The organism is Streptomyces sp. NPDC007875, assembly GCF_042868035.1.
GTDB lineage: Bacteria > Actinomycetota > Actinomycetes > Streptomycetales > Streptomycetaceae > Streptomyces > Streptomyces antimycoticus.
On record NZ_JBIADZ010000012.1, the window covers coordinates 20,171 to 45,101 of the forward strand.

At 69.7% G+C, this 24,931-nt stretch carries 16 protein-coding genes and 2 pseudogenes; 12 read left to right on the plus strand and 6 right to left on the minus strand.

The genetic code is table 11. The annotated features are described in order from the left end of the window. Positions 1–48: 48 nt before the first annotated feature. The 3 genes from ACFYOY_RS24565 to ACFYOY_RS24575 form a co-directional block, all read right to left on the minus strand. Positions 49–4,773, minus strand: coding sequence for an amino acid adenylation domain-containing protein (locus tag ACFYOY_RS24565; protein ID WP_388589605.1), 4,725 nt, complete (start codon positions 4,771–4,773; stop codon positions 49–51). Between the two features lie 140 nt (positions 4,774–4,913). After that, a complete protein-coding gene (locus tag ACFYOY_RS24570) occupies positions 4,914–5,348 on the minus strand; it encodes a hypothetical protein (RefSeq protein WP_351905689.1) in 435 nt (144 codons plus the stop codon). Positions 5,349–5,515: 167 nt separating this feature from the next. Further along, a complete protein-coding gene (locus ACFYOY_RS24575; RefSeq protein ID WP_351905698.1) occupies positions 5,516–6,445 on the minus strand; it encodes a LysR family transcriptional regulator in 930 nt (309 codons plus the stop codon). Positions 6,446–6,580: 135 nt separating this feature from the next. Between ACFYOY_RS24575 and ACFYOY_RS24580 the strand changes: the two genes are divergently transcribed. The 11 genes and pseudogenes from ACFYOY_RS24580 to argG all read left to right on the plus strand — a co-directional run bounded on the left by ACFYOY_RS24580 (position 6,581) and on the right by argG (position 18,978). Continuing rightward, positions 6,581–7,831: an MFS transporter gene (locus ACFYOY_RS24580; protein WP_351905686.1), complete on the plus strand. Its 1,251-nt coding sequence runs from the start codon at positions 6,581–6,583 to the stop codon at positions 7,829–7,831. Positions 7,832–7,949: 118 nt separating this feature from the next. Then, positions 7,950–8,072 (plus strand): annotated as a pseudogene (locus tag ACFYOY_RS24585) (helix-turn-helix domain-containing protein); the annotation flags it as partial. Between the two features lie 235 nt (positions 8,073–8,307). Next, a pseudogene (locus ACFYOY_RS24590) lies at positions 8,308–8,634 on the plus strand (PHP domain-containing protein); the annotation flags it as partial. A gap of 5 nt (positions 8,635–8,639) precedes the next feature. Next, on the plus strand, positions 8,640–8,957 hold the full coding sequence (locus tag ACFYOY_RS24595; RefSeq protein WP_388589867.1) for a hypothetical protein: 318 nt from the start codon (positions 8,640–8,642) through the stop codon (positions 8,955–8,957). Positions 8,958–9,108: 151 nt separating this feature from the next. After that, on the plus strand, positions 9,109–10,107 hold the full coding sequence (locus ACFYOY_RS24600) for a LacI family DNA-binding transcriptional regulator (RefSeq protein WP_351905680.1): 999 nt from the start codon (positions 9,109–9,111) through the stop codon (positions 10,105–10,107). 227 nt (positions 10,108–10,334) lie between these two features. Beyond that, positions 10,335–11,678, plus strand: a complete 1,344-nt coding sequence (locus tag ACFYOY_RS24605) for an extracellular solute-binding protein (protein WP_351905677.1) — start codon at positions 10,335–10,337, stop codon at positions 11,676–11,678. Between the two features lie 4 nt (positions 11,679–11,682). Next, positions 11,683–12,639 (plus strand): carbohydrate ABC transporter permease, encoded by a 957-nt coding sequence (locus ACFYOY_RS24610; protein ID WP_093469238.1) that lies wholly within the window; start codon positions 11,683–11,685, stop codon positions 12,637–12,639. Then, on the plus strand, positions 12,636–13,511 hold the full coding sequence (locus tag ACFYOY_RS24615; protein ID WP_351905673.1) for a carbohydrate ABC transporter permease: 876 nt from the start codon (positions 12,636–12,638) through the stop codon (positions 13,509–13,511). The genes ACFYOY_RS24610 and ACFYOY_RS24615 overlap by 4 nt, the downstream gene beginning before the upstream one ends. A gap of 30 nt (positions 13,512–13,541) precedes the next feature. Beyond that, positions 13,542–15,140, plus strand: coding sequence for a glycoside hydrolase family 13 protein (locus tag ACFYOY_RS24620; RefSeq protein WP_351905670.1), 1,599 nt, complete (start codon positions 13,542–13,544; stop codon positions 15,138–15,140). Positions 15,141–15,193: 53 nt separating this feature from the next. Next, entirely contained in the window at positions 15,194–17,380 is a 2,187-nt protein-coding gene (locus tag ACFYOY_RS24625) for a discoidin domain-containing protein (RefSeq protein ID WP_388589611.1), read from the plus strand. 149 nt (positions 17,381–17,529) lie between these two features. Then, positions 17,530–18,978 (plus strand): argininosuccinate synthase, encoded by a 1,449-nt coding sequence (gene argG, locus ACFYOY_RS24630; RefSeq protein WP_059144785.1) that lies wholly within the window; start codon positions 17,530–17,532, stop codon positions 18,976–18,978. Positions 18,979–19,546: 568 nt separating this feature from the next. Here argG and ACFYOY_RS24635 read toward each other — a convergent pair. Together ACFYOY_RS24635 and ACFYOY_RS24640 are read right to left on the minus strand one after the other, a co-directional pair. Continuing rightward, entirely contained in the window at positions 19,547–21,394 is a 1,848-nt protein-coding gene (locus ACFYOY_RS24635; RefSeq protein ID WP_388589870.1) for a glycoside hydrolase family 9 protein, read from the minus strand. A gap of 243 nt (positions 21,395–21,637) precedes the next feature. Further along, entirely contained in the window at positions 21,638–22,912 is a 1,275-nt protein-coding gene (locus ACFYOY_RS24640; protein WP_351888050.1) for a glucarate dehydratase family protein, read from the minus strand. A 215-nt stretch (positions 22,913–23,127) separates the two neighbouring features. Here ACFYOY_RS24640 and ACFYOY_RS24645 point away from each other — a divergent pair, with 215 nt between their 5' ends. After that, positions 23,128–24,486 carry an MFS transporter gene (locus ACFYOY_RS24645; protein WP_351888053.1) on the plus strand — a complete coding sequence of 453 codons (1,359 nt, stop codon included), beginning with the start codon at positions 23,128–23,130 and terminating at the stop codon, positions 24,484–24,486. A gap of 111 nt (positions 24,487–24,597) precedes the next feature. Here ACFYOY_RS24645 and ACFYOY_RS24650 read toward each other — a convergent pair whose 3' ends face one another. Further along, positions 24,598–24,918, minus strand: a complete 321-nt coding sequence (locus tag ACFYOY_RS24650; protein WP_351888056.1) for an NIPSNAP family protein — start codon at positions 24,916–24,918, stop codon at positions 24,598–24,600. Positions 24,919–24,931: the final 13 nt, after the last annotated feature.

Below are 24,931 nucleotides of genomic sequence, written 5' to 3' on the forward strand. Positions count from 1 at the left end.
CGCTCTCACCTGCGGGGTCGCTCGCGGAACCGGATGCGGGATCGTCGTTCACTGATCGCGACCTCGGACCTGCCAGACCTGCGAGACCGACCGTCCAGGGTCCGTGGCGGCCGTGGAGACCACCGCCACCACGTCGTCGCAGAACCGCTCGATCGTGGCGCGGTCGAAGAGGGACGTGCTGAACAGCACGGTGCCGGCGAGGCCGCCGTCCTCCGCGTTCTCGTACAGATCGATCTCCATGTCCACGTTGACGGTCACCGGTGGGTGGGTCATCAGGAACGGTTCGGCGGTCAGCCCGGTGAGCATGAGGGGGCGCTGTGGAGTGTTGACGATCTGGAAGATCACCTTTACTGGCGGATCGTCCGACAGCCGCGTCCCGGCGTGGCCGCCGGTGGGTTCGTCCGAGTGCTTGAGTACGGAGACGAACGGCAGGTCCTGGTGCGTAAAGGCGTCGGACATCGCATCGCGCACCGTGGCCAGCAGTGTGCCGAAGTCCGTGGCGCCGGAGACCTCGGTGCGTACCGCCAGCATCTTGGAGACGAGGCCCACCACGTTCTCCAGTTCGTCCCGGCCGCGGTTGGCCATGGGCACGCCGACGAGGACGTCCTGGTTGTCCGAGCGGGCGGACATGACCACCTTCAGCGCGGTCAGCAGCGTCATGTACAAGGTGGCGCTGGACGATTCGCCCAGCCGTCGGGCCGCCTCCACGGCGTCCTTCGGCAGTCGCCAGTGGTAGATGCCGCTCTCGTATCGGGCCGACGTGGCGCGGGGCCGGTCGGTGGGCAGTTCGGCGGGCGTCATTCCCTCGAAGTGCCGTTGCCAGTAGTCGAGTTGGCGTCGCAGCAGATCTCCGCGCAACCACTCCCGCTCCCAGTGCGCGACATCGGCGTACTGGACGGGCACGGGTGGCAGATCGGGTTCGGCGCCGCGCAGCAGCGCCGAGTACACGAGGGACAGATCGCGGACCAGCACGCCTTGCGACCAGCCGTCGGTGACCAGATGGTGCAGGGTGAGCACCAGAACGTGGTCGAGCTCGGCCAGGCGCAGCACGTGCAGCCTCGCCAGTGGGCCGCTCGTGAGATCGAAGGGCCGTGCCGCCTCCTGTCCGGCCAGTACGGAGGCTTCGGCCTCGTCGTCCGCCTCGGCCACTTCCACCTGGACCGGCACACTTGGCCGGATCACCTGGACGTATCCGTCGGCTTCCTTGACGAAGGTGGTGCGCAGGGCCTCGTGCCGGTCGATCAGCAGGTCCATCGCCCGCCGCAGGCAGTCGAGGTCCAGTTCGCCCGAGACCCGCACGGCCATGGGGATGTTCCAGTGCCCGGCGTCGAGGACATCGCCGAAGAAGAGGTCCGTCTGCTGCTGTGCGAAGGTGAGGGGGACGGGCTGATCGCGCCGGGCGGGGACCAACGGCGGCAGCTCGGGTTCGGGAACGGACCGGGCAGCGGCGGTGAGCGTGGCCGCCAGCTCCCTGGGCGTGCGCTGCTGGAAAACGGTCTTCAGCGGTACGTCGATACCAAGGGCGGTCCGGAGCCTGGCGACCACCCGGGTGGCGATGAGGGAGTGGCCGCCCAGTGCGAAGAAGTCGTCGTCGATACCGACCCTGGTGGCGCCGAGCAGATCCGCGTAGACGCGGCAGACGGCCTCTTCCTCGGGGGTGCGGGGAGCGACGTAGCCGACCTCGAGCACGGTGCGCAGGTCGGGGGCGGGCAGCGCCTTCCGGTCGATCTTGCCACCGGAGGTCAGGGGCATGCTGTCCAGCAGGACGAAAGCGGAGGGCACCATGTACTCGGGCACCGCGGACTCGACGTGCCGGCGCAGGGTTTCGGTCAGCCGGTCGTGCCGGTCCGCGGCGGTGGCGTCGGCCACCACATAGGCCACCAGCCGCTTGTCCCCCGGGGTGTCCTCACGCACCATCACGGCCGTGTGCAGCACATCCTGGTGCCTGGCGAGGATCGCCTCGATCTCGCCCGGTTCGATCCGGAAGCCACGGATCTTCACCTGGTCGTCGATCCGGCCGAGGTATTCCAGGTTGCCGTCGGGCAGCCAGCGCACCAGGTCGCCGGAGCGGTACATGCGCGATCCGTCGCCCTGGAACGGGTTCGCCACGAACCGGGAGGCGGTCAGATCCGGGCGGCCGAGGTAGCCCCTGGCCAGGCCCGCTCCGGCCACGCACAGCTCACCGGGCACCCCCACGGGGACGGGCCGGAGCCGCCGGTCGACGACATACACCCGGGTGTTGCCGATCGGGCGGCCGATGGGCGCGGTGAGCGGCCACTCGGCCACCTCGGCGGGGAGCGAGTACGAGGTCACCACATGGGCTTCGCTGGGACCGTAGTGGTTGTGCAGCCGCAGCTCCGGGCGGCGGGCGCACAGCTCGCGCAGATCGTGGTGGAGGGAGAGGGGTTCACCGGCCTGTGAGAGATGGCGCAGCGCGGCCAGCTCGGTGCCGTGCGGATCCACCTCCTCGGAGATCGCCCGCAGCATCACATTCGGTACGAAGAGCTGGTCGATCTCGTGGGCGTGGGTCCATCGGGCGAACTCGACGGGGTCCATGCGCAGTTCTTCGCCGGGGATGACGATCGTCTCGCCGTACAGCAGCGCCGAGAAGATCTCCTGCAGCGAGATGTCGAAGGTCAGCGTGGCGAACTGGGCCGTCTTGGCGTCGGGGCCGATCGGCAGGGCCTTCTTCTGCCAGGCCACCAGGTTGAGCACACAGGCGGCGGGCATGAGGATGCCCTTGGGGACTCCGGTGGAGCCAGAGGTGTAGATGACATAGGCCAGGTTCTGGGCGGTGGGCCGTGCCATGGGCGGGGTCGGGGGCCGGTTGGTGAGCGATTCGCGCTCGGCGTCGAGCAGGATGAGCCGGATCCCGGACGTCCGGGGTTGCGCGCCTTCCCTGGAGGCAAGTGCCTCTGCTGTCCCCCCGGGTGCCTCCGGCCCTTCGGCGATCCCCGATGCCTCAGCGATCTCCTCCGTTTCAAAGGGCCTTTCGAGCAGGCTGGTGAAGCGCCGCTGGGTGACGGCGACGGTCACCCCCGCGTCGGCCAGGACGAACTGGATACGGTCCCGGGGGTGGTTCGGGTCGATCGGCACATAGGCCGCTCCGAGCTTGAGGATCGCGAGGATCGCCACGATCATCTCGGCGCCGCGGTCGACACACAGCCCGACCAGGGTCTCGGGGCCGATCCCCCGGCTCTCCAGGAGGTGGGCGAGCTGGTTCGACCGCTGGTCCAGCTCGGCGTAGGTGATGCGGTCGGCACCGCTGATCACGGCCACCGCGCCGGGGCGGCGCTCGGCCTGGGCGGTGAAGAGCGCGGGCAGCGATCCGGCCGGTACGGGGCCCGTGGTGTGGTTGAACTCCTCCAGGACCTTCGTCCGCTCGGCGTCGTCGAGCGGGGAGATCTCGGAGATGGGCCGGTCCGGCTCGGCCAGAACACCTCGCAGGACGACGGTGACATGGTGCAGCAGCCGTTCGACGGTGCTCCTGTCGAACAGGGCCTTGCTGAAGACGATGTGACCGAGCACTCCGTCCTCGGCCTCGACGAGATGGACCTCCAGGTCCATGCGCGTGAGGATCCGGCCGTGGTCGTAGGGCTCGGTCTCCGCGCCGGGCAGGGCGAGCCGCTCCGCCGGCACGTTGATCATCTGGAAGAGCACCTGTACCAGCGGGTTCCGGGACAGGTCCCGCTCTGGGTGCACCTGCTCCACCAGATACTCGAAGGGCAGGTCGCCATGGGCGAAGGCACCAGCCGCCATGTCCCGCACCCGTGCCAGCAGTTGGCGGAAGGTGGGGTCACCGGACAGGTCGGTCCGCAGCACCACGGTATTGACGAAGAACCCGATGAGGCCCTCGACCTCGGCGCGCCCCCGGTTGGCCACGGGGGTGCCCACCGTGATGTCGTCGCTGTCCACATACCGGCCCAGGACCAGCTGGAAGGCGGCCAGCAAGGTCATGTAGAGGGTCGCGTTCTCACCGGCGCCCAGCCGGCGGGCGGCCTGGATCAGTTCGGCGGGCAGCTCCCAGCGCACCGCGTCGCCTTCCTGGCGGGCGACCGAGGGCCTGGGCCGGTCGGTGGGCAGCTCCAGCGCGGGCGCCATACCGTCGAGCCGCTTGGTCCAGTAGTCCAGCTGGCGGCGGAGGGTCGGACCGGACAGCCAGTCGCGCTCCCACTCCGCGTAGTCGGCGTACTGCACGGGCAGCGGTGGCAGTACGGGCTCCCGCCCGGCGTCGAGCGCCTCGTACGCGGCGGACAGCTCACCTACCAGAATGCCCTGTGACCAGGCGTCCGTGGCCACATGGTGCACCGTCAGCAGCAGGACGTGGTCGTGTTCGTCCAGCCGCAGCACCTTGGCCCGGAGCAAGGGTCCGGTGCTCAGGTCGAAGGGCTCGGTGATCTCCGCTCCGGCCAGCTGCCGGACCGCGGCAAGCCGCTCCTCCTCCGGGCCGTCGGGCACCGGTTCGATCCGCACCGGGACGGGAGCGGGGGGCTGGATCCGCTGCGCCGGCTGGCCGCCGGTCTCGGTGAAGGTGGTGCGCAGTGCCTCGTGCCGGGCGACCACCAGCGAAAGGGCCCGGGAGAGATGAGCGACGTCCAAGCGGCCGCGCACCCGCACCGCGAACGGCAGGTTGTACGAGGCGTTGCCGGGCTCCAGCTGGTCCAGAAACCACAGTCGTCGCTGCGCGAATGACACCCTCAGCTCACGGTCCCTGGCGACGGGCACCACACCCGTGGATTCCTTTCGCCTGGTGCGCTCGAAGAGATTGCTCATGGCCGCGCTGAGACCTTGGGATTTGGGCGCGCCTGATTGCCCCACAACACAGCCTTCCCCGACGACTGATGGAAATGGTTTTGCGCGATTACTTCGCTGATACTGCCCTGATACTTGGTCACCTACGGCGCGGACGCCGTTTAAAGGGAAGTCAGCACCGGTGCACCGTCGCCCCGCTCCGCGCCGGTATTCGACGTGCGGCACATAGGGTTCCGGAGTCCGGGGAAGCCGGCCCGTCGGCTGAAACTCACCGGGTGGGCGGCGTCGATATCCGAGGCGAGCATCCGGCGCGCCTCGAACTCTGTGGAGTGGGTGGGCGGTTGAGTGACAGCCTGCGCACCGGCGCCCACCAGGCTCTTGCCGGATTCGTGAGGCGGCAGCCATGCGGTGACGCCAGGGCCGGACAGGGAATTCCCGCGAAATCCGCCACGCTGGGGTGAGATGTCGCTTTCCTCGCGATCCAAGACAGCATTTCCTGAGGTCAACCGGTCGGTCATTCGGTCCATTAAGTCATCACGCGCGACCGGTCGCGCGATCCCGGTGATATCGGATGCGCGCAACGCCAAAACACTCACCACAGCCCCCGTTCGCCGTCCAGCGAGTCCCCCTGAGGTGAACCTAGATCGTTGGCTGATCCGCTGTCAACCCGCACCTTTTCGGCGATAAATAGCGGGAGTTGCCGACCTGCGCGAACTCACCGGCCCGCATGATCCGCCGGTCGGCGGTGGCGCGGTGATTTCGGTCACCACGCCCATTCCGGCGTCCAGGCGTCGGTGTCGCGGTGGCCGGGCGGCGCGGAGGCGAGGTGGTCGCGGAGCGCGGTGAGGGCGGGGTGCGGGTTGTCACGGTGCCAGACCAGCGAATGCGGGTAGACCGGGGTCGGGTGGCGCACCGCGATGCGCCGCAGCCCGTAGTCGGCGGGCCAGACCAGGCGGGTCCGTTCGCCGACGAAGGTCGCCAGCGTCGAGGAGTCGGCGATCGTGTCGAGGAGCGGCTCGGGCCCGAAGTACGGGCCGATCGCGTCGATGGTGATCCCGAACGCGGCGGCGAGGTCGTCGTAGTAGGCGGCCCATTCGGTACCGGGGACGATGCCCGGCATCCAGATCCGGTGCCCGGCGAGCTCGGCGGGGGTGACCTCGCGGGCGGCGGCGAGCTCATGGGACGGTCCGGTGAGGAGCTGGATGGGCTCGTCATGGACCCGGGTGGCCTCGATGCCGCCGGGGAGCCGCCGCGCGGGCACGGTGACCGCGCGAAACGACGCGTCGATCGTGCCGGTGCGCACGGCGGCGATGGCCGCGTCGGCGTCGAAGAGGGTCACCACATCGAGTTCGACCTCGGGGTGCGCGCGGTGGAAACCGCGGAGCAGATCGGCCGGTGCGAGCCGCCGCCCGATCACATCGACACGCAGCGCACGGCGGCCGGGGCGTACGGAAGCGGCGGCCCGCTCCTCGGCCCGCAGAAGCTCCCGGGCGTGGGGCAGGAACGCCTGCCCGTCGATGGTGAGCCGGGCTCCGCGCGCGGTACGGGTGAACAGCCGCACACCGAGCTCCTTCTCCAGCGCGGCGATGCGCTTGGAGACGGCCTGCTGGGTGATGGACAGCTCGGCGGCCGCCTCCTGGAACTGGCCCGCGTCAGCGACGGCGACGAAGGTGCGCACGGCCTTGAGGTCCACGTCGACCACCTTAGCCGCACAACTCATGGTTGTGGCATGTCGAGGACGTTGTTTGAACCGCCCGCCCCGGCTCGCTTGGATATCGCCCGTTCTACGTGAGGTTCTTCGGGCGAGATGGCGGGGAGTGCGCTGCACATGGGGGCGAGGCGGAAGCTGGGGCGGGAGTTCGGATGGCTCTGGGCGGCATACGCGGTCAGCGCGTTCGGCACCTGGCTCGCGTTCGACGCGTTCCCGATGATCGCGATCATTGTTCTCCATGCCGGGTCGGCCCAGGTGTCGCTGCTGGCGGCCGCGGGGCTCGCGGTGGGCGCGGCGGTGGCGCTGCCGCTCGGGCCGTGGGTGGAGTTCCGCCGCAAGCGGCCGGTGATGATCACGATGGATGTGGTCCGGTTCGCGGCCCTGATGACCGTCCCCGTCCTGTTCCTGCTCGGCCGGCTCACCTTCGTCCAGCTCGTGGTCGTGTCGGTCGTCGTCTCCGCGGCCGACATCGCCTTCACCGCGGCCAGTGGGGCGTGTCTGAAGGCGCTGGTGCCACGGGAGGACCTGCTGGTGGCGAACGCGCGGTTCGAGTCCACGTCCTGGACCGCCACCATGCTCGGACCGCAGATCGGCGGGGCCGCGATCGGGCTCTTCGGTCCGGTGATGGCCGTGGCGGCCAATGCGGTCAGCTTTCTGCTCTCCGCAGCAGGAATCCGTGCGATCGGCGGCCCGGAGCCACGCCCCGAGCGCACCGGCCCGCCTCCACGGCTGCGAGCCGGTGAGCTGCTGGAGGGCTGGCGCTGCATTCTGACCCACCCGGCGCTGCGCCCGCTGTTCTTCAACCAGGTCCTGGTGGGCGGGCTGATCATGGCGACCGCGCCGCTGCTCGCCGTCCTCATGCTGGGCAGCCTGGGGTTCGCGCCGTGGCAGTACGCCATGGCCTTCACACTGCCGTGCGTCGGCGGTCTGATCGGCTCCCGGCTGGCTCCCCGGCTGGCGGCACGGTTCGGGCAGCACCGGGTCATGCTGACCGCGGGGGCGCTGCGGGCGTGCTGGTTGCCGGGGTTGGCCTTCGTCCGCCCCGGTACGGCGGGGCTGGTGCTGGTCATGGCGGTCGAGCTGGGGCTGATCTGCTGCATGGGCGTGTTCACCCCGCTGTACGCCACCTATCGGCTCGACCGGACCCCGGCGGACCGGGTCGCCCGCACCCTCTCCGCGTGGTCGGTCTCCAGCAAGGCCACCGTCGCGACCCTGACCGCCCTGTGGGGGCTGCTGGCCGCTGTCACCGGTCCCCGGATCGCGATCGCCACAGCCGGTGTCCTCAGCCTGGCGACCCCGCTCCTCCTCCCCCGGCACGAGCACGACGCGCCCCGTCCCGAGCAGGAACCGGCACCGAGCCACACCTGATCCGCGGGCTGGGCGAACGTTCGGAATCAAGGTTCTGGACGTCCGTCCAGAACGGACGTCCAGAACGTCCGTTCAAGACTGGAGTAGGGCGGTCGGCATGGGACATCGGGAACAGTTGATGGCCGGGGCGAAGCGATGCCTGGAGGAGCGGGGATTCGCCCGTACGACCTCGCGTGACATCGCCGCCGCCAACGCACCGCTCGGCACGATCAATTACCACTACGGCTCGAAGGAGCGGCTGCTCAACGCGGCGCTTCTGGAATCGCTCGACGAGTGGAGCGAGAAGGTGCGGTCCGGGTCCGCGGAGGCCGCCCCGGCCTCCGGGGCCGGGGCGCGAGTGGAGTCGATGTGGGCCCGGATCATCGAGTCCGAGACCACGGACCGGCCGCTGCTGGTGGCCAGCGCCGAGGTGCTCGCCCAGGCCGGGCGATCCGCCGAGATCCGGCAGCAGCTCGCCGAGGCGTTCGAACTTGGGCATGTCGCACCTCGCCCTGCCCGACCACGGCAATCTGCACGGCGCGTACGACTTCTTCCAGCAGGCCACGGCCTCGGGCGTGACGCCGATCATCGGGATCGAGGCGTATGTCGCCCCGGAGTCGCGGCGCACCAAGCGCAAGATCCCGTGGGGGCAGCCCCACCAGAAGCGCAATGACGTCTCCGGCTCGGGCGGCTACACCCACAAGACGATCTGGGCGGCCGACACCACCGGGCTGCACCATCTGTTCCGGCTGTCATCGGACGCGTATGCGCAGGGCTGGCTGCAGAAGTGGCCGCGGATGGACAAGGAGCCATCGCCACCGTGGAGGACCTGGCCGGCTCCATCGAGTGCATGGTCTCCCCCGCCACCTACCAGCTGGTGTCGGCCCAACTCGTCGAGGACACGGTGGTGTTCGTCAAGGGCCGACTCGACAGACGCGAGGACGTGCCCCGGCTGGTGGCGATGGAACTGGAGGTTCCCGACCTGAGCGCCCGCCATGCCCCGCTGCGCCTCGAGATGCTCGAAGCGCACGTGACACCGCGCTCCGTCCAGCAGCTCAAGGCAATCCTCCAGGCCCGCCCGGGACCGACCGAGGTACGTCTGCGGGTGCGCGGCCGGACCAGGAGCACCGTCTACCGGCTGGGTTAACCGTATCGGCATCCGGCCGGAGTTCTGGGCGGATCTCAAAGCGGCGGTGGCCGTCACCCGGGCCACATGAGCCGGGGCCACCACAGGGGTTCGCACGATCTACACCCCCATTACGCAAGCGACTTGCAATTCTTGCGCTACGCTTGCGTGCATGACGCGACGACTTGCTGAAGTGGCGAAGAAGGTCGGTGTCAGCGAGGCCACGGTCAGCCGGGTGCTCAATGGCAAGCCCGGGGTCTCCGAAGCCACCCGGCAGGCGGTGCTGTCCGCGCTGGACGTCCTCGGCTACGAGCGGCCCACCCAGCTGCGAGGCGACCGGGCCCGGCTGGTCGGGCTGGTCCTGCCCGAGCTGCAGAACCCCATCTTCCCGGCCTTCGCCGAGGTCATCGGCGGGGCGCTGGCGCAGCTGGGGCTGACTCCGGTGCTGTGCACCCAGACCAAGGGCGGGGTCTCCGAGGCCGATTACGTGGACCTGCTACTGCAACAGCAAGTCTCCGGGGTGGTGTTCGCGGGCGGGCTGTTCGCACAGGCCGACGCGCCGCACGACCACTACCGGCTGCTCGCCGAGCGCAACATTCCGGTGGTGCTGGTCAACGCGGCCATCGAGCATCTCGGCTTCCCCGGCGTCTCCTGCGACGACGCCGTGGCCGTGGAGCAGGCATGGCGGCATCTGGCCTCTCTGGGCCACGAGCGGATCGGGCTCGTGCTCGGGCCCGGCGACCATATGCCGTCGGCGCGCAAGCTGGCCGCCGCGCGCGCGGTCGCCGGCCGGCTGCCGGACGAGTTCGTGGCCCGGGCGATCTTCTCGATCGAGGGCGGCCACGCCGCGGCCTCCCGGCTGATCGACCGGGGGGTCACGGGCATCATCTGCGCCAGTGACCCGCTGGCCCTGGGGGCGATCCGGGCGGCGCGGCGCAAGGGGTTCGGCGTGCCGTCGCAGGTGTCCGTGGTCGGCTACGACGACTCCGCGTTCATGAACTGCACCGAGCCGCCGCTGACCACCGTCCGCCAGCCCATCGAGGCCATGGGCAGGGCGGCCGTGGAGCTGCTGAACGCGCAGATCGGCGGCGCGGCCGTGCCGTCCGAGGAGCTGTTGTTCGAGCCGGAGCTGGTGGTGCGCGGCTCCACCGCGCAGCCGCCACGGGAGTGAGGCGCGGGGCCCGTCGCGATGCGGTCCACCGGGGGGCGACAGGCGGTCGGCAGAGGGGTCGGCAGGCTCAATCCACCTGATCCACAGTTCAGTTGAATAATTACAGAATCTACGCGACATCTTGCGGCCCGTTGTCGACGGTGCTTGAGTGTGCGGCGCACTCACGGTTGTGTGCGCCCCGCTCGCGGCCGTGGGGCTTCCCTGCTCCTGTACAGAGGGGTCCACCCATGAGAAGCACCGGGTTCCGTCGTACGCTCATCGCGCTCAGCGCCTGCTCCCTCGCCCTCACCGCCTGCGGAGGGTCGAACGACGGCTCGGCGGGCGGAAAGACGCGTATCACCGTCAACTGCATGCCGCCCAAGAGCGCCAAGGTCGACCGCCAGTTCTTCGAGGAGGACATCGCCTCCTTCGAGAAGCAGAACCCGGACATCGACGTCGTCGCGCATGACGCGTTCCCCTGCCAGGACCCGAAGACCTTCGACGCCAAGCTGGCCGGCGGCCAGATGGAGAACGTCTTCTACACGTACTTCACCGACGCCCGGCACGTCGTCGACATCAACCAGGCGGCCGATCTCACGCCGTACGTCAAGGAGCTGAAGAGCTACCCCACCCTCCAGAAGCAGCTGCGCGACATCTACACGGTCGACGGCAAGGTCTACGGCATCCCGCGCACCGGCTACTCGATGGGCCTGATCTACAACCGCAAGCTCTTCGAGAAGGCGGGACTCGACCCCGACAAGCCGCCGATGACCTGGGAAGAGGTCCGCGCCGACGCCAAGAAGATCGCCGCGCTGGGCGATGGCACGGTCGGCTACGCGGACTACAGCGCACAGAACCAGGGCGGCTGGCACTTCACGGCGGAGCTCTACGCACAGGGCGGCGACGTCGTCAGCGCCGACGGCAAGAAGGCCACCATCGACACCCCCGAGGCGCGCGCCGTCCTGCGGAATCTGCACGACATGCGCTGGGTGGACGACTCGATGGGCAGCAAGCAGCTCCTCGTCATCAACGACGCCCAGCAGATGATGGGCTCGGGCAAGCTGGGCATGTACCTCGCCGCGCCCGACAACATCCCGATCCTGGTGAAGGAGAAGGGCGGCAACTACGAGGACCTCGCCATCGCCCCCATGCCCGGTGGCAAGGGCACGCTCATCGGCGGCGACGGCTATATGTTCCAGAAGAAGGACACGCCGGCCCAGATCCGGGCCGGTCTCAAGTGGCTCGACCATATGTTCCTGACCCCGGGCAAGGGCTTCCTCGGCGACTACGTCCGCGCCAAGAAGAACAACGCCCCGGTGGGCCTGCCCGAGCCGCGGCTGTTCACCGGCGCCGCCGACGCCAAGGACCAGCAGGTCAAGAAGGCCAACGCCAATGTCCCCGTGGACAACTACCAGACCTTCCTGGACGGCAATCAGAAGCTGCGGATGAAGATCGAGCCGCCGCACGCCCAGCAGATCTACTCCGTCCTCGACGGAGCCGTCTCCGCCGTCCTGACCAAGAAGGACGCCGACATCGACCAGCTCATCGAGGACGCCTCCGGAAAGATCGACAGCATCCTGGCCCGGGGCTGATCCGATGACCAAGACCGCTGCGCGGCCGCCCGCCGAGGCGATCGCCGTCCACCCGGTACAGGCGCCGCCCCCGGCGGGGGGTCGGGGGCGGCGCCGCCTCGCCGACCAGGCTCGTGCCTACGGCTTCCTCCTCGGCGGTCTCGTCTGCTTCGCGCTGTTCTCCTGGTATCCGGCGATCCGCGCGGTCGTGATCGCCTTCCAGAAGTACACGCCCGGCTCGTCCCCCGAATGGGTCGGCACCGCAAACTTCACCCGGGTCCTGCACGATCCGGAGTTCACCGCGGCGTGGCGGAACACCCTCACCTTCACGCTGCTGGCGCTGGTCATCGGCTTCGCGATCCCGTTCCTGCTCGCCCTGGTCCTCAATGAACTCCGGCACGCCAAGGCGTTCTTCCGGGTCGTGGTCTATCTGCCGGTGATGATCCCGCCGGTGGTCAGCGCCCTGCTGTGGAAGTGGTTCTACGACCCCGGCGCCGGGCTGGCCAACGAGGCGCTGCGCTTCGCGCATCTGCCCACCTCGAACTGGTCCAACGGCGCCGACACCGCCCTGGTCTCCCTCGTCATCGTCGCCACCTGGGCCAATATGGGCGGCACCGTCCTGATCTATCTGGCGGCCCTGCAGTCCATCCCCGGTGAGCTGTACGAGGCGGCCGAACTGGACGGCGCGAGCCTGCTGCAACGCGTCCGCCATGTCACGATCCCCCAGACGCGGTTCGTCATCCTCATGCTGATGCTGCTGCAGATCATCGCGACGATGCAGGTCTTCACCGAGCCCTTCGTGATCACCGGCGGTGGCCCGGAGAACGCCACGGTCACCGTCCTCTACCTCATCTACAAGTACGCCTTCCTCTACAACGACTTCGGTGGCGCCTGTGCGCTGAGCGTCATGCTGCTCGTGCTGCTCGGCGCCTTCTCCGCCCTCTATCTGCGGCTGACCCGCTCCGGGGAGGACGACGCATGAGCACCCGGACCCTCGTCTCCCCCGCCGCTCTCGCCCGCCCCCGCGGCCGGGCCGTCTACTGGACGGTCTTCACGGCCGTGGTGGTGCTCTTCGCGATCGCCTTCCTCTTCCCCGTCTACTGGATGGTGTCCGGGGCGATGAAGTCGCCGGACGAGGTGGCGCAGACCCCGCCCACCCTCGTCCCGAAGCAGTGGCACTCCAGTGGCTACACCGATGCCTGGGACCTGATGCAGCTTCCGCAGCATCTGTGGAACACGGTGGTCCAGGCGGCCGGTGCCTGGCTGTTCCAGCTGGTCCTCTGTACGGCCGCCGCCTACGCCCTGTCCAAGCTGAAGCCCGCCTTCGGCAAGGTGATCCTCGGTGGCATCCTCGCCACGCTGATGGTCCCGGCCCAGGCGCTGGTCGTGCCGAAGTACCTGACCGTCGCCGATCTGCCGCTGATCCACACCAGCCTGCTCAACGACCCGCTCGCGATCTGGCTGCCGGCCGTGGCCAACGCCTTCAACCTCTATCTCCTCAAGCGATTCTTCGACCAGATCCCGCGCGACGTCCTGGAGGCCGCCGAGATCGACGGCGCCGGAAAGCTGCGCACCCTGTGGTCGATCGTGCTGCCCATGTCGCGTCCGGTGCTCGGCGTCGTGTCGATCTTCGCGCTGGTCGCGGTGTGGCAGGACTTCCTGTGGCCGCTGATGGTCTTCTCCGACACCGGCAAGCAGCCGATCAGCGTCGCACTCGTCCAGCTGTCGCAGAACATCCAGCTGACCGTGCTCATCGCCGCGATGGTCATCGCCAGCATCCCGATGGTCGCGCTGTTCCTCGTCTTCCAGCGGCACATCATCGCCGGGATCAGCGCGGGCAGCACGAAGGGCTGACATCGCCCCCTCGACAGAAAGGCATCCACCGTGGCCCAGCCCACCCCTGCCCGGACGCCCCACGACTGGTGGCGCTCCGCCGTCATCTACCAGGTCTATGTGCGCAGCTTCGCCGACGGCGACGGTGATGGCACCGGCGACCTCGCGGGCGTCCGCGCCAGGCTGCCGTACCTCGCCGAACTCGGCGTCGACGCGCTGTGGTTCAGCCCCTGGTACCAGTCGCCCATGAAGGACGGCGGCTATGACGTCGCCGACTACCGCGCCATCGACCCGGCCTTCGGCACCCTGGCCGAGGCGGAGAAGCTCATCGCCGAGGCCCGGGAGCTGGGCATCCGCACGATCGTCGACATCGTGCCGAACCACGTCTCCGACCAGCACCCCTGGTGGCGTGCCGCCCTCGCCGGCGGCCCCGAGCGCGAGCTCTTCCACTTCCGCCCGGGCCGCGGCGACCACGGTGAACTGCCGCCCAACGACTGGAAGTCGGAGTTCGGCGGCCCGGCGTGGACCCGGCTGCCCGACGGCCACTGGTATCTGCATCTGTTCGCCCCCGAGCAGCCGGACCTCAACTGGGCGCACCCTGCCGTACGCCAGGAACACGAGGACATCCTGCGCTTCTGGTTCGAGCGGGGTGTCGCGGGCGTCCGCATCGACTCGGCCGCCCTCCTGGCCAAGGATCCCCGGCTGCCCGACTTCGTCGAGGGCCGCGATCCGCATCCGTACGTGGACCGCGACGAACTCCATGACATCTACCGCTCCTGGCGTGGGGTGGCCGACGAGTACGGAGGCGTCTTCGTCGGCGAGGTGTGGCTGCCCGACAGCGAGCGCTTCGCCCGCTATCTGCGCCCCGACGAGCTGCACACCGCCTTCAACTTCTCCTTTCTGGCGTGCCCCTGGGAGGCTGGGCGGCTGCGGGCGTCGATCGACGAGACGCTCGCCGAACACGCTCCGGTGGGCGCCCCCGCCACCTGGGTACTGTGCAACCACGATGTGACCCGCACGGTCACCCGCTACGGGCGCGAGGACACCGGTTTCGACTTCGCCGCCAAGGTCTTCGGCACCCCCACCGACCTCGCCCTCGGCACCCGGCGGGCACGGGCCGCCGCCCTGCTGTCGCTGGCCCTGCCCGGCGCCGTCTACGTCTACCAGGGGGAGGAGCTGGGCCTGCCGGAGGCCGACATCCCCCGCGACCGCATCCAGGACCCGATGCACTTCCGCTCCGGCGGCATCGACCCGGGTCGCGACGGCTGCCGGGTGCCGCTGCCGTGGGGGGCCAAGGCGCCGTACGCCGGTTTCGGCTCGCGCGAGGAGCCGTGGCTGCCGCAGCCCGCTCACTGGCCGGCGTACGCGGCCGATGTACAGGAGGCGGACCCGGGTTCGATGCTCGCCCTCTACCGCGAGGCGATCCGCATCCGCCGCGCCACCCCCGGTTTCGGCGACGGGCCGCTGACCTGGCTCCCGTCGGCCGACGGTGTCCTGTCCTTCGCCCGTGACAACGGCCTGGTCTGCATGGTCAACCTCGCGGACACCCCGGCCGAGCTGGACGGCACCTCCCGGCTGCTGCTCAGCAGCGGCCCGCTGGACGGCCAGGGCCGCCTTCCGCAGGACACGGCGGCCTGGCTGCTCGCCTGAGCCACCCCCACCGCACCGCGCTATCCCCACCCCCACCACGAAGGGATCAGCACATGCACAGCAGCAGCATCGCATCGGCATCAGCCAGGCGCTTGTCGGCGATCGGCGCGACCGTCGCCCTGGCGGCCGGCATGCTCGTCACCCTCACCCCCACGGCCGCACATGCGGCGGCGGGCGCCTCCCTGCCCTTCACCTCGGTCGAGGCCGAATCGGCCACCACCACGGGTTCGAAGATCGGCCCCGACTTCACCCAGGGCACGCTCGCCTCCGAGGCGTCCGGGCGCCAGGCGGTCCGCCTCGCCACCGGCCAGCGCGTCGAGTTCACCGCACCGCGCGCCGCCAACGCGGTGAACGTGTCCTACAGCGTGCCCGACGGTCAGTCGGGCGCGCTCAACGTCTATGTCAACGGCACCAAGCTGGCCAAGACCCTCACGGTCACGTCCAAGTACTCGTATGTGGACACCGGCTGGATCATGGGTTCGAAGGCCCACCACTTCTACGACAACGCCCGGCTGCTGCTCGGGCAGAACGTCCAGGCCGGTGACAAGATCGCCTTCGAGGCGGCGAACGCCCAGGTCACCGTCGATGTGGCCGATTTCGAGCAGGTCGCGGCGGCGGCGAGCCAGCCCGCCGGATCGGTCTCGGTCACCTCCAAGGGCGCCGACCCCAGCGGGCAGGGCGACTCCACCCAGGCATTCCGGGACGCCATCGCCGCCGCCCAGGGCGGCGTGGTCTGGATCCCGCCGGGCGACTACAAGCTGACCTCCTCCCTGAGCGGTGTCCAGAACGTCGCCCTGCAGGGCGCCGGCAGCTGGCACTCCGTCGTGCACACCTCGCGGTTCATCGACCAGACCAGCTCCTCCGGCAACGTCCACATCAAGGACTTCGCGGTCATCGGCGAGGTCACCGAGCGCGTCGACTCCAACCCGGACAACTTCGTCAACGGCTCGCTCGGCCCGGGCTCCAGCGTGTCGGGCATGTGGCTCCAGCATCTGAAGGTCGGTCTCTGGCTGACCGGCAACAACGACAATCTCGTGGTAGAGAACAACCGCATCCTCGATACCACCGCCGACGGCCTCAACCTGAACGGCAGCGCCAAGGACGTACGGGTCCGCAACAACTTCCTGCGCAACCAGGGCGACGACTCGCTCGCCATGTGGTCGCTGAACTCCCCGGACGTGAGCAGCAGCTTCGAGAACAACACCATCTCGCAGCCGAACCTCGCCAATGGCATCGCGATCTACGGCGGCAGGGACATCACGGTCAAGAACAACCTGATCTCCGACACCAACGCGCTGGGCAGCGGCATCGCCATCTCCAACCAGAAGTTCCTGGACCCGTTCCATCCGCTGGCCGGCACGATCACGGTCGACGGCAACACGCTCGTGCGCGCGGGCGCCATGAATCCCAACTGGAACCACCCGATGGGCGCCCTGCGCGTCGACTCCTACGACAGCGCGATCGACGCCACCGTCAGCATCACCAACACGACCATCACGGACAGTCCGTACAGCGCCTTCGAGTTCGTCTCCGGCGGCGGCCGGGGCTACGCGGTCAAGAACGTCAATGTGACCGGCGCGACCGTGACCAATCCCGGAACGGTCGTCGTCCAGGCCGAGGCGCAGGGAGCGGCGAAGTTCAGCAATGTCACCGCCTCCAGCGTCGGCGTGGCGGGCGTCTACAACTGCCCCTTCCCGGCCGGTTCGGGCACCTTCGAGGTCGCCGACGGCGGCGGCAACTCCGGCTGGAGCAGCACCTGGTCGGACTGCTCCACCTGGCCCCAGCCCGGCCAGGGCAACCCGGACCCCGACCCGGGCCGCAACCTCGCCAAGGGCCGCCCGGCCACCGCGACCGGCTCCCAGGACGTCTACACCCCCGGCAAGGCGGTCGACGGCGACGCCGGCACCTACTGGGAGTCGGCCAACAACGCCTTTCCGCAGGCCCTGACCGTGGACCTGGGCTCCAGCCAGGCCATCCGCCGGCTGGTGCTGAAGCTGCCGCCCTCCTCGGCGTGGGGCGCCCGTACCCAGACCCTGTCCGTACTGGGCAGCGCCGATGGTTCCGCGTACTCGACGGTGGTGGGCTCGCAGGGCTACCGCTTCGACCCGGCGACCGGCAACAAGGTCACCGTCGACCTGCCCGGCAGCACGAACGTCCGCTACCTGAAGCTCAATGTCACCGGCAACACGGGTTGGCCGGCGGCCCAGCTCAGTGAGGTGGAGGCGTATCTGACCTCGTGATCCTCGCCCCCGCGCTTCGCCGCCCGGAGCCGCCCGGCGCCACGCGGACGCTCCGGTTCCCGGCTTGGCGAAGCGCGGGACGAGCCGTTGGGTCACGAGCATTACCAGGGGCGCTTGCATGATCATGCATAAGACTGCATACTCCTGCTGTGTCCAAAGTTCTCACCTCCCTCCCTGTCGGCGAACGCGTCGGGATCGCCTTCTCCGGCGGCCTCGACACCTCGGTAGCGGTCGCGTGGATGCGCGACAAGGGCGCGGTGCCCTGCACCTATACCGCCGACATCGGCCAGTACGACGAGCCCGACATCGCCTCGGTCCCCGGGCGCGCCACGACGTACGGCGCGGAGGTCGCCCGGCTGGTCGACTGCCGGGCGGCCCTGGTGGAGGAGGGGCTCGCGGCCCTTGCCTGCGGGGCGTTCCACATCCGCTCCGGCGGCCGCGCCTACTTCAACACCACCCCGCTCGGGCGGGCGGTCACCGGCACCCTGCTGGTGCGCGCCATGCTCGAGGACAATGTGCAGATCTGGGGCGACGGCTCCACCTTCAAGGGCAATGACATCGAGCGGTTCTACCGCTACGGCCTGCTGGCCAACCCCTCCCTGCGGATCTACAAGCCCTGGCTGGACGCCGACTTCGTCAGCGAGCTCGGCGGCCGCAAGGAGATGTCGGAGTGGCTGGTCGCCCACGACCTGCCCTACCGGGACAGCACCGAGAAGGCCTACTCCACCGACGCCAACATCTGGGGCGCGACCCACGAGGCCAAGTCGCTCGAGCACCTCGACACGGGCATCGAGCTCGTCGAGCCGATCATGGGCGTGCGGTTCTGGGACCCGACGGTCGAGATAGCGGCCGAGGACGTCACGATCGGCTTCGAGCAGGGGCGGCCGGTGACGATCAACGGCAAGGAGTTCGCCTCCGCCGTCGATCTGGTGCTGGAGGCCAACGCCATCGGCGGTCGGCACGGCATGGGCATGTCCGACCAGATCGAGAACCGCGTCATCGAGGCCAAGAGCCGGGGCATCTACGAGGCACCGGGCATGGCGCTGCTGCACGCGGCGTACGAGCGGCTGGTCAACGCGATCCACAACGAGGACACCCTCGCCACGTACCACAGCGAGGGACGGCGGCTCGGCCGGCTGATGTACGAGGGCCGCTGGCTGGACCCGCAGGCGCTGATGGTGCGCGAGTCGCTGCAGCGCTGGGTCGGTGCGGCGATCACCGGCGAGGTGACCCTGCGGCTGCGGCGCGGTGAGGACTACTCCATCCTGGACACCTCCGGACCGGCGTTCAGCTACCACCCGGACAAGCTCTCCATGGAGCGGACCGAGGACTCCGCCTTCGGGCCGGTGGACCGGATCGGCCAGCTGACCATGCGCAATCTCGACATCGCCGACTCGCGCGCCAAGCTGGAGCAGTACGCCGAGCTGGGCATGGTCGGCAACGCGCATCCCGCGCTGATCGGCGCCGCGCAGGCGGCCTCGACCGGGCTGATCGGCGCGATGCCCCAAGGCGCCTCCGAGGCGATCGCCTCGGACGGACACGTGTCCGGGCAGGACACGCTGCTCGACCGCGCCGCGATGGAGTTCGGCGCCGACTAAGTCTTCGCTCCACCGCGCGCGACAACGGCCAGGTCGCCCCTCGACGGGGCGTCCTGGCCGTGCGCTTTCCCTGACGACACCAGAGGTATTGACGCCCCGGGTGAGTCCTCTATCGTCCACGGCGCCCGAAGACCGGCCAGCATTCGATATATCGAACGCATGCCGTACGCGCCCAGCACGACAGCACCCGCACCCCGCACCATCCGTTCCGGTAAGGCCCTCCCACGCGCCACCGTGCCGGATCCACGAAGGCGCCTGCGGTGCTCGTGCGGCACGCCTCCGACCGCCCCTTGGAGCCCCGCATGCAGGCGGCTGGGACTGCTCACCCGGACGAACGCCACCTGCCGACCACTCCCCCACGCACGCCAAGCGGCGCGGGGCCCCCCCCCCGGGGGGGGGGGGCCCCCGGGGGGGGGGGGGGCGGGGGGGGGGCGCCCCCGGGCGGGGGGGCGGGGCCCCCCCCCCCCCCCACCCCCCCCCCCCCCCCCCCCCCCCCCCCCCCCCCCCGCCCCCCCCCCCCCGCGGGGGGGCCCCCCCCCGCCGCTGGAGGGGCCGAGCGCGGGCCGGGTCAGCCCGCGGGCTTGCCCGCGGCACCGCCGCCCAGGCCATCGACGTACGAGGCGATCCAGGCCAGCGGGGCGTTCCAGTTGATGGTGATCTCGTTGGTGGAGTACGCCATCAGGCTGTCGGTGTAGCACATCGCCGGGGCGCAGCCCTTCAGCTTCTTCTTGGCGACCACGTCCTGCAGCCCGGAGTTCGGGCCACCGGCCAGCGAACCGGGTGCCGGATGCGGCAGCTTGTGGTCACGCTGGTGCGCCCAGAAGCGGTGGTGCTGGTTGTGCGAGTTCCGCTCGCCGTAGCCGGTGACATAGGACTGGTTGAGCGGATTTCCGCCCAGCACGTAGTCCATGCCACGGAGCACCGCGTCGAGATAGCGGGGCTTGCCCGTCAGGTCGTGCGCGGTGGCGAGCACGACCATGTTGTTCAGCACCTGGCTGTTGGAGCCCCACTCGTACTTGCCGTCCTTCGGCGCGTACGGAACGCCGTAGGCCGACTTCGCGGAGTCCGCGGCGTAACGGTCGGCGGCCTTCGTCACCATCGTGCGCACCTCGGCGCGCTGCTTGGCGGTGAGCTTGTTGGGCACCGTGGCCAGGTCGAGCGCGCCGAGGCCGGCGGTCGAGGCCCACGACATGCCGCCGCCGCGCGGGAAGAGCGCGTCGACGTCGCGGTGCAGCGGCGAGCCGAGCACCGCCTTGGCGTAGGTGTGATCACCAGTGCTGAGGAACAGCTCGGCCGCGGCCCAGTAGAACTCGTCGCCCACGTAGCGGTCACCGTAGGCACCGCCGCCCGTGGAGTCCTTGTCGCTGGCGAAGATCTTCGGATGTGCCTTGGCCGCGTCCCACGCGGTCCGGGCCGCGTGCAGGCAGCGGGCGGCGAACTCCGGGTCGTAGGACTTGAAGACCCGGGCGCTCTGCGCGGCAGAGGCCGCCAGGTTGAGCGTGGCCGCGGTGGACGGCTTGTGCAGCTCACGCTGCTGCTTGTCCTGGTCGGGCCGGGTCGGGAACCCGGTCCACTGCTTGTCGTGCACCTTATGGAACGCCATCCCGGCGAGCGGCTCGCCCTGGGGCACCTGCATGCGCAGAAGGAATTCCATCTCCCAGCGGGCCTCGTCCAGGATGTCCGGGACGCCGTTGCCGCGCTCGGGCACCCGGAGCCGGCCGTCGCCGAGCGGCGCGGCGTCGACACCCTTGGTGGTGTGGGTGCGCTCGTACGCGGACATCAGCTGGGCCACCGAGATACCGCCGTTGACGACGTACTTGCCCTGGTCACCCGCGTCGTACCAGCCACCGGAGACATTCCGGCGGTAGTCGCACTCGCCCTTCTGGCACGGGACGTCGGTGTCGCCCCGGTGCGGGGCCGCCTTGTCGTGGCCCGCGGGGCGGGCGTACTTCGAGCCCACGAGGTCCGCGTCGATCTTGATGCCGCTGCGGTTGTGGTAGAAGTACGCCAGCGCGTCGCTCCGCAGCGAGCGGTAGAGGTGGTCACCGATGCTGAACGGTTCGCTCTTCTTCCCGTCGATGGTGACGGTGTACCCCTCGCCCGCGTCGGTGACCTTGCTGAAGTCGAAGGTCTGGACGTTCTGCCGGGAGCTCGGGTCGACGCCCGCGGGGTGGGTGGTCCCGCTCGCCCGCTTGGTGCCGTCGGCGGCCCGGAGCGTCCAGGCCAGCGGCTTGGTGGCCGTCGTGACGACGGTGCCCTTCTTGGGGCCGTGGGTCAGATAGCCGACCTGGTTTATCCGCACCGGCGAGCCGGTGTCGGCCTTGGGGGCGGCCGTCCCGGCGCCGTGCCGTGCGTGGTGGTCCACGGCTCCGGCCGCGGGCGCGGCCAGGGCGCCGAGGGCGAGGCCGGCCGCGATCGCCGCGCCCAGCGTGCGCCGGCGGCGGCGATCGGTCCGATCAGGGGCGGTACGTACGCGAGGAGCAGAAGACAAGTCTCAGCACTTCCGAGGGTTTCGGCGTCTTTCCGTCCCTCAGAGGCTAAGAAAACGTCCTGGCCTGCAGCTTCGTACGCTTAGCCGAAATCCGGGTACTCCAGGTGGCCGAGCACGGCCTCCTTCAATCGAGGTATTCCGGCAGGTGAGCCCCGATGGTGCGGCGGGCTACCAGCGGGCGAGGGCCGCCTGGAAGGACGGATCGAAGCGCCGCATGTACCCGGTGTCGTCGCGGTTGCGCTGTCCGCAGCGGACGTACTGCTCGTGCAGCCGCGCCAGGGCGTCGGGGTCCAGCTCCACACCGAGGCCGGGGGCGGTCGGCACGGGCACCGAGCCATCGGTGAACGTCAGCGCGCCGTCCACGATCACGTCCTCGGTCTTCCAGGGCCAGTGGGTGTCGCAGGCATAGGTGAGGTTCGGGGTGGCCGCGGCCAGGTGGGTCATCGCGGCCAGGCTGATCCCCAGATGCGAGTTCGAGTGCATGGACAGGCCCATGCCGAAGGTGTCGCAGATACCGGAGAGCAGTTTGGAACGGCGCAGTCCGCCCCAGTAGTGATGGTCGGAGAGGACGACCTGGACGGCGTCGGCGGCCACCGCGGGGGCCAGCTCGTCGAAGGCGACCACGCACATATTGGTGGCCAGCGGCATGGGGACCTCGCGGGCGACCGCGGCCATGCCGTCGATCCCGGGGGTGGGGTCCTCCAGATACTCCAGCACGCCGTCGAGCGCGCGCCCGACCTTCACCGACGTCTGTGTCGTCCAGACGGCATTGGGGTCCAGGCGCAGCGGATGGTCGGGGAAGGCGCGGCGCAGCGCCCGTATCGCCTCGGTCTCCTCCTCCGGGGGCCTGACGCCGCCCTTCAGTTTGATCGCGGTGAAGCCGTAGTCGTCCACCATCCGCCGGGCCTGCGCCACGATGGCGTCGGGGTCGAGGGCCTCGCCCCAGGAGTCCGGCTCCTGGCCGGGGTGGGCGGCCCACTTGTAGAAGAGGTAGGCGCTGAACGGGACCGCGGACCGCACGGCACCGCCGAGCAGGTCGCAGACCGGGCGCCCGACGGCCTTGCCCTGGATGTCCAGGAGTGCCACCTCGAACGGGGAGGCGACCCGGTCGACGGTGCTGCTGGTGGTGATCATGCCGGTGAGCCCGGAGCCACCGGCGCCGCCCACGCGCTCGATGACCCGCTGGACGCGCTGGTGCAGCTCCTCGGTGGCGAAGGCGTCGAGCCCGACGATCTCGTGGCCGACGGCCGCGAGGCGCTCCAGGTGGAGCTCGTCCGCGTAGGTTTCGCCGAGCCCGGTCAGGCCCGCGTCGGTGTGGATCTGCACGATCGAGCGGAGCGCGAAGGGCTCGTGGACGCCGACGGAGTTGAGCAGGGCGGGGTCGCGGAAGGCGACGGGGGTGATGGTGACATCCGTGATGCGCAGAGATGCTCCGTCAAACATCGACGTCCATTCATATAGTTGAACAAGTGGTAGGTGCATGAACCCTACCAAGGGGCATGCCCGGGCGAGAGGGAGGCAAACCACCAGCCATAACTCATGCGTTTCCCTGCGGAATTGTTGCTTCCGGAGTCATTGACCCGCAGGAACGGGCGATCGTAAAGTCTGCACACACTTCATGAGTGTTCGTGTACATGAACGACGCGAGGAGAGCCGGCATGGTGAATCCCCCCGCCCCCGACCCTGATCCGGCCGCCTCCTCGGAGCTCGTCGAACGGGCCGTGACCAAGTTTCTGCGGCGGGTGATGCCCATCTTGGTCCTCATGCTGGTGGTCAACCAGATGGACCGCACCAACGTCGGCTTCGTCCAGGACGACCTCAAGGCCGACATCGGGATCGGAAGCGCGGCCTACGGACTCGGCGCCGGTCTGTTCTTCATCGGCTACGCCCTGCTCGAAGTCCCCAGCAACATGCTGATGGAGCGCTTCGGTGCCCGCGTCTGGCTCACCCGGATCATGATCAGCTGGGGCGCGGTGACCCTCGCCATGTGCTTCATGTCCGGGGCCACCTCCTTCTACGTGCTGCGGTTCCTGCTGGGCATCGCGGAGGCGGGGTTCTTCCCCGGCGTCATGTACTACCTCACCACCTGGCTGCCCGACTCCGCCCGCGGCCGGGCCAGCGCCCTCTTCCTCGGCGGCTCCGCGACCGCCTACATCGTCACCGGCCCCATCAGCGGCGCGCTGCTGGAAATGCACGGCCTGGGCGGATTCGCCGGCTGGCGCTGGATGTTCGCGCTGGAAGGCGCCATCTCGATCACCGTGGGCATCGTCGCCGCCTTCTTCCTCGTCTCGCGTATCCAGGACGCCCGCTGGCTGACCGGCGAGGAGAAGGCCGCCCTCGGCGCGGCGGTCGGCCGGGACCGCGAGGCGCGCAGCCGCGAACCGCAGGTGTCCAGGCTGCGCCTGGTGGTCCACCCCCAGGTGGCGCTGCTGACCGGCGTGTTCTTCGCCATGGCGCTGACCGGATACGCGATCACGTTCTGGCTGCCGAGCCTGGTAGACGACATCGGCGGACTCTCCTCCTTCCAGATCGGGCTGCTCACGGCCATCCCGTGGATCTGCGCGGTCATCGCGATGTACACGATGAGCCGCTACACCGACCGCATGCCGGACCGGCGGCCCTACCTCGCCGTCGTCCTGGTGCTGTCCGCCATCGGCACCTTCCTCGCCACCCTCGGCTCCCCGTGGTTCGGCCTCGCCGCCGTCACCCTGGCCGCCGTCGGCAGCAAATGCGCCGCCAACCTCTTCTGGCCGCTGGCCCAGTCCACGCTCGACCTCAGGGTCACGGCCGCGGGGCTCGCCGTCGTCAACTCCCTCGGCAACCTCGGGGGCTTCGTCTCCCCGACCCTCTTCGGCTATCTGGAGGAGACGACGGGCAGCACCAACGGCGGCCTCTACACGCTCTCCGCGGCCTCGCTGCTCGCCACCGTCGGCGTGTACTTCCTGCGCCGCGGCAGCGGCCGGGGCGGCGCCGAAGCCGCCGCCCCCGTCGTTCCCGCCCGGACCGTCTCCGGGTGACCCTGGCCCGCCCGCCCGGAACCGTGTGGTTCCGGGCGGGACGGAACCGTCGAGCGCCAGCGGCGGACAGCCGTGGCCGTCATGGTGCGCTCATCGGTGGAGCCGACGCGGTCAGCGAAGCCCGGAAGCCGGCGTGGGCACGGCACGCGTGACCTGGATCTTCTCCCGGAACATCAGTTCCTCGACCCGGGGGCCGATCTCCTGCTGCCACCGATCGCTCCCGTAGACCGCCGCGTACAGCCGCTCCCGCTCCGCCTCGTCGGCGAAGCGCCGCATCCACACATAGCCGTCGGGGTCCTCCTCGTCGATGAACGAGGCGATGACGTTCATCCCCTTCGACTTCTGGAAGGGGATGATCACCTCTTCCATGAAGCCGACCCATTCCTCCCGGCGGCCGGGCCTGGTCTGGTAGCGGCGGATCTCGTAGAACATGCGCGTCTCCTTC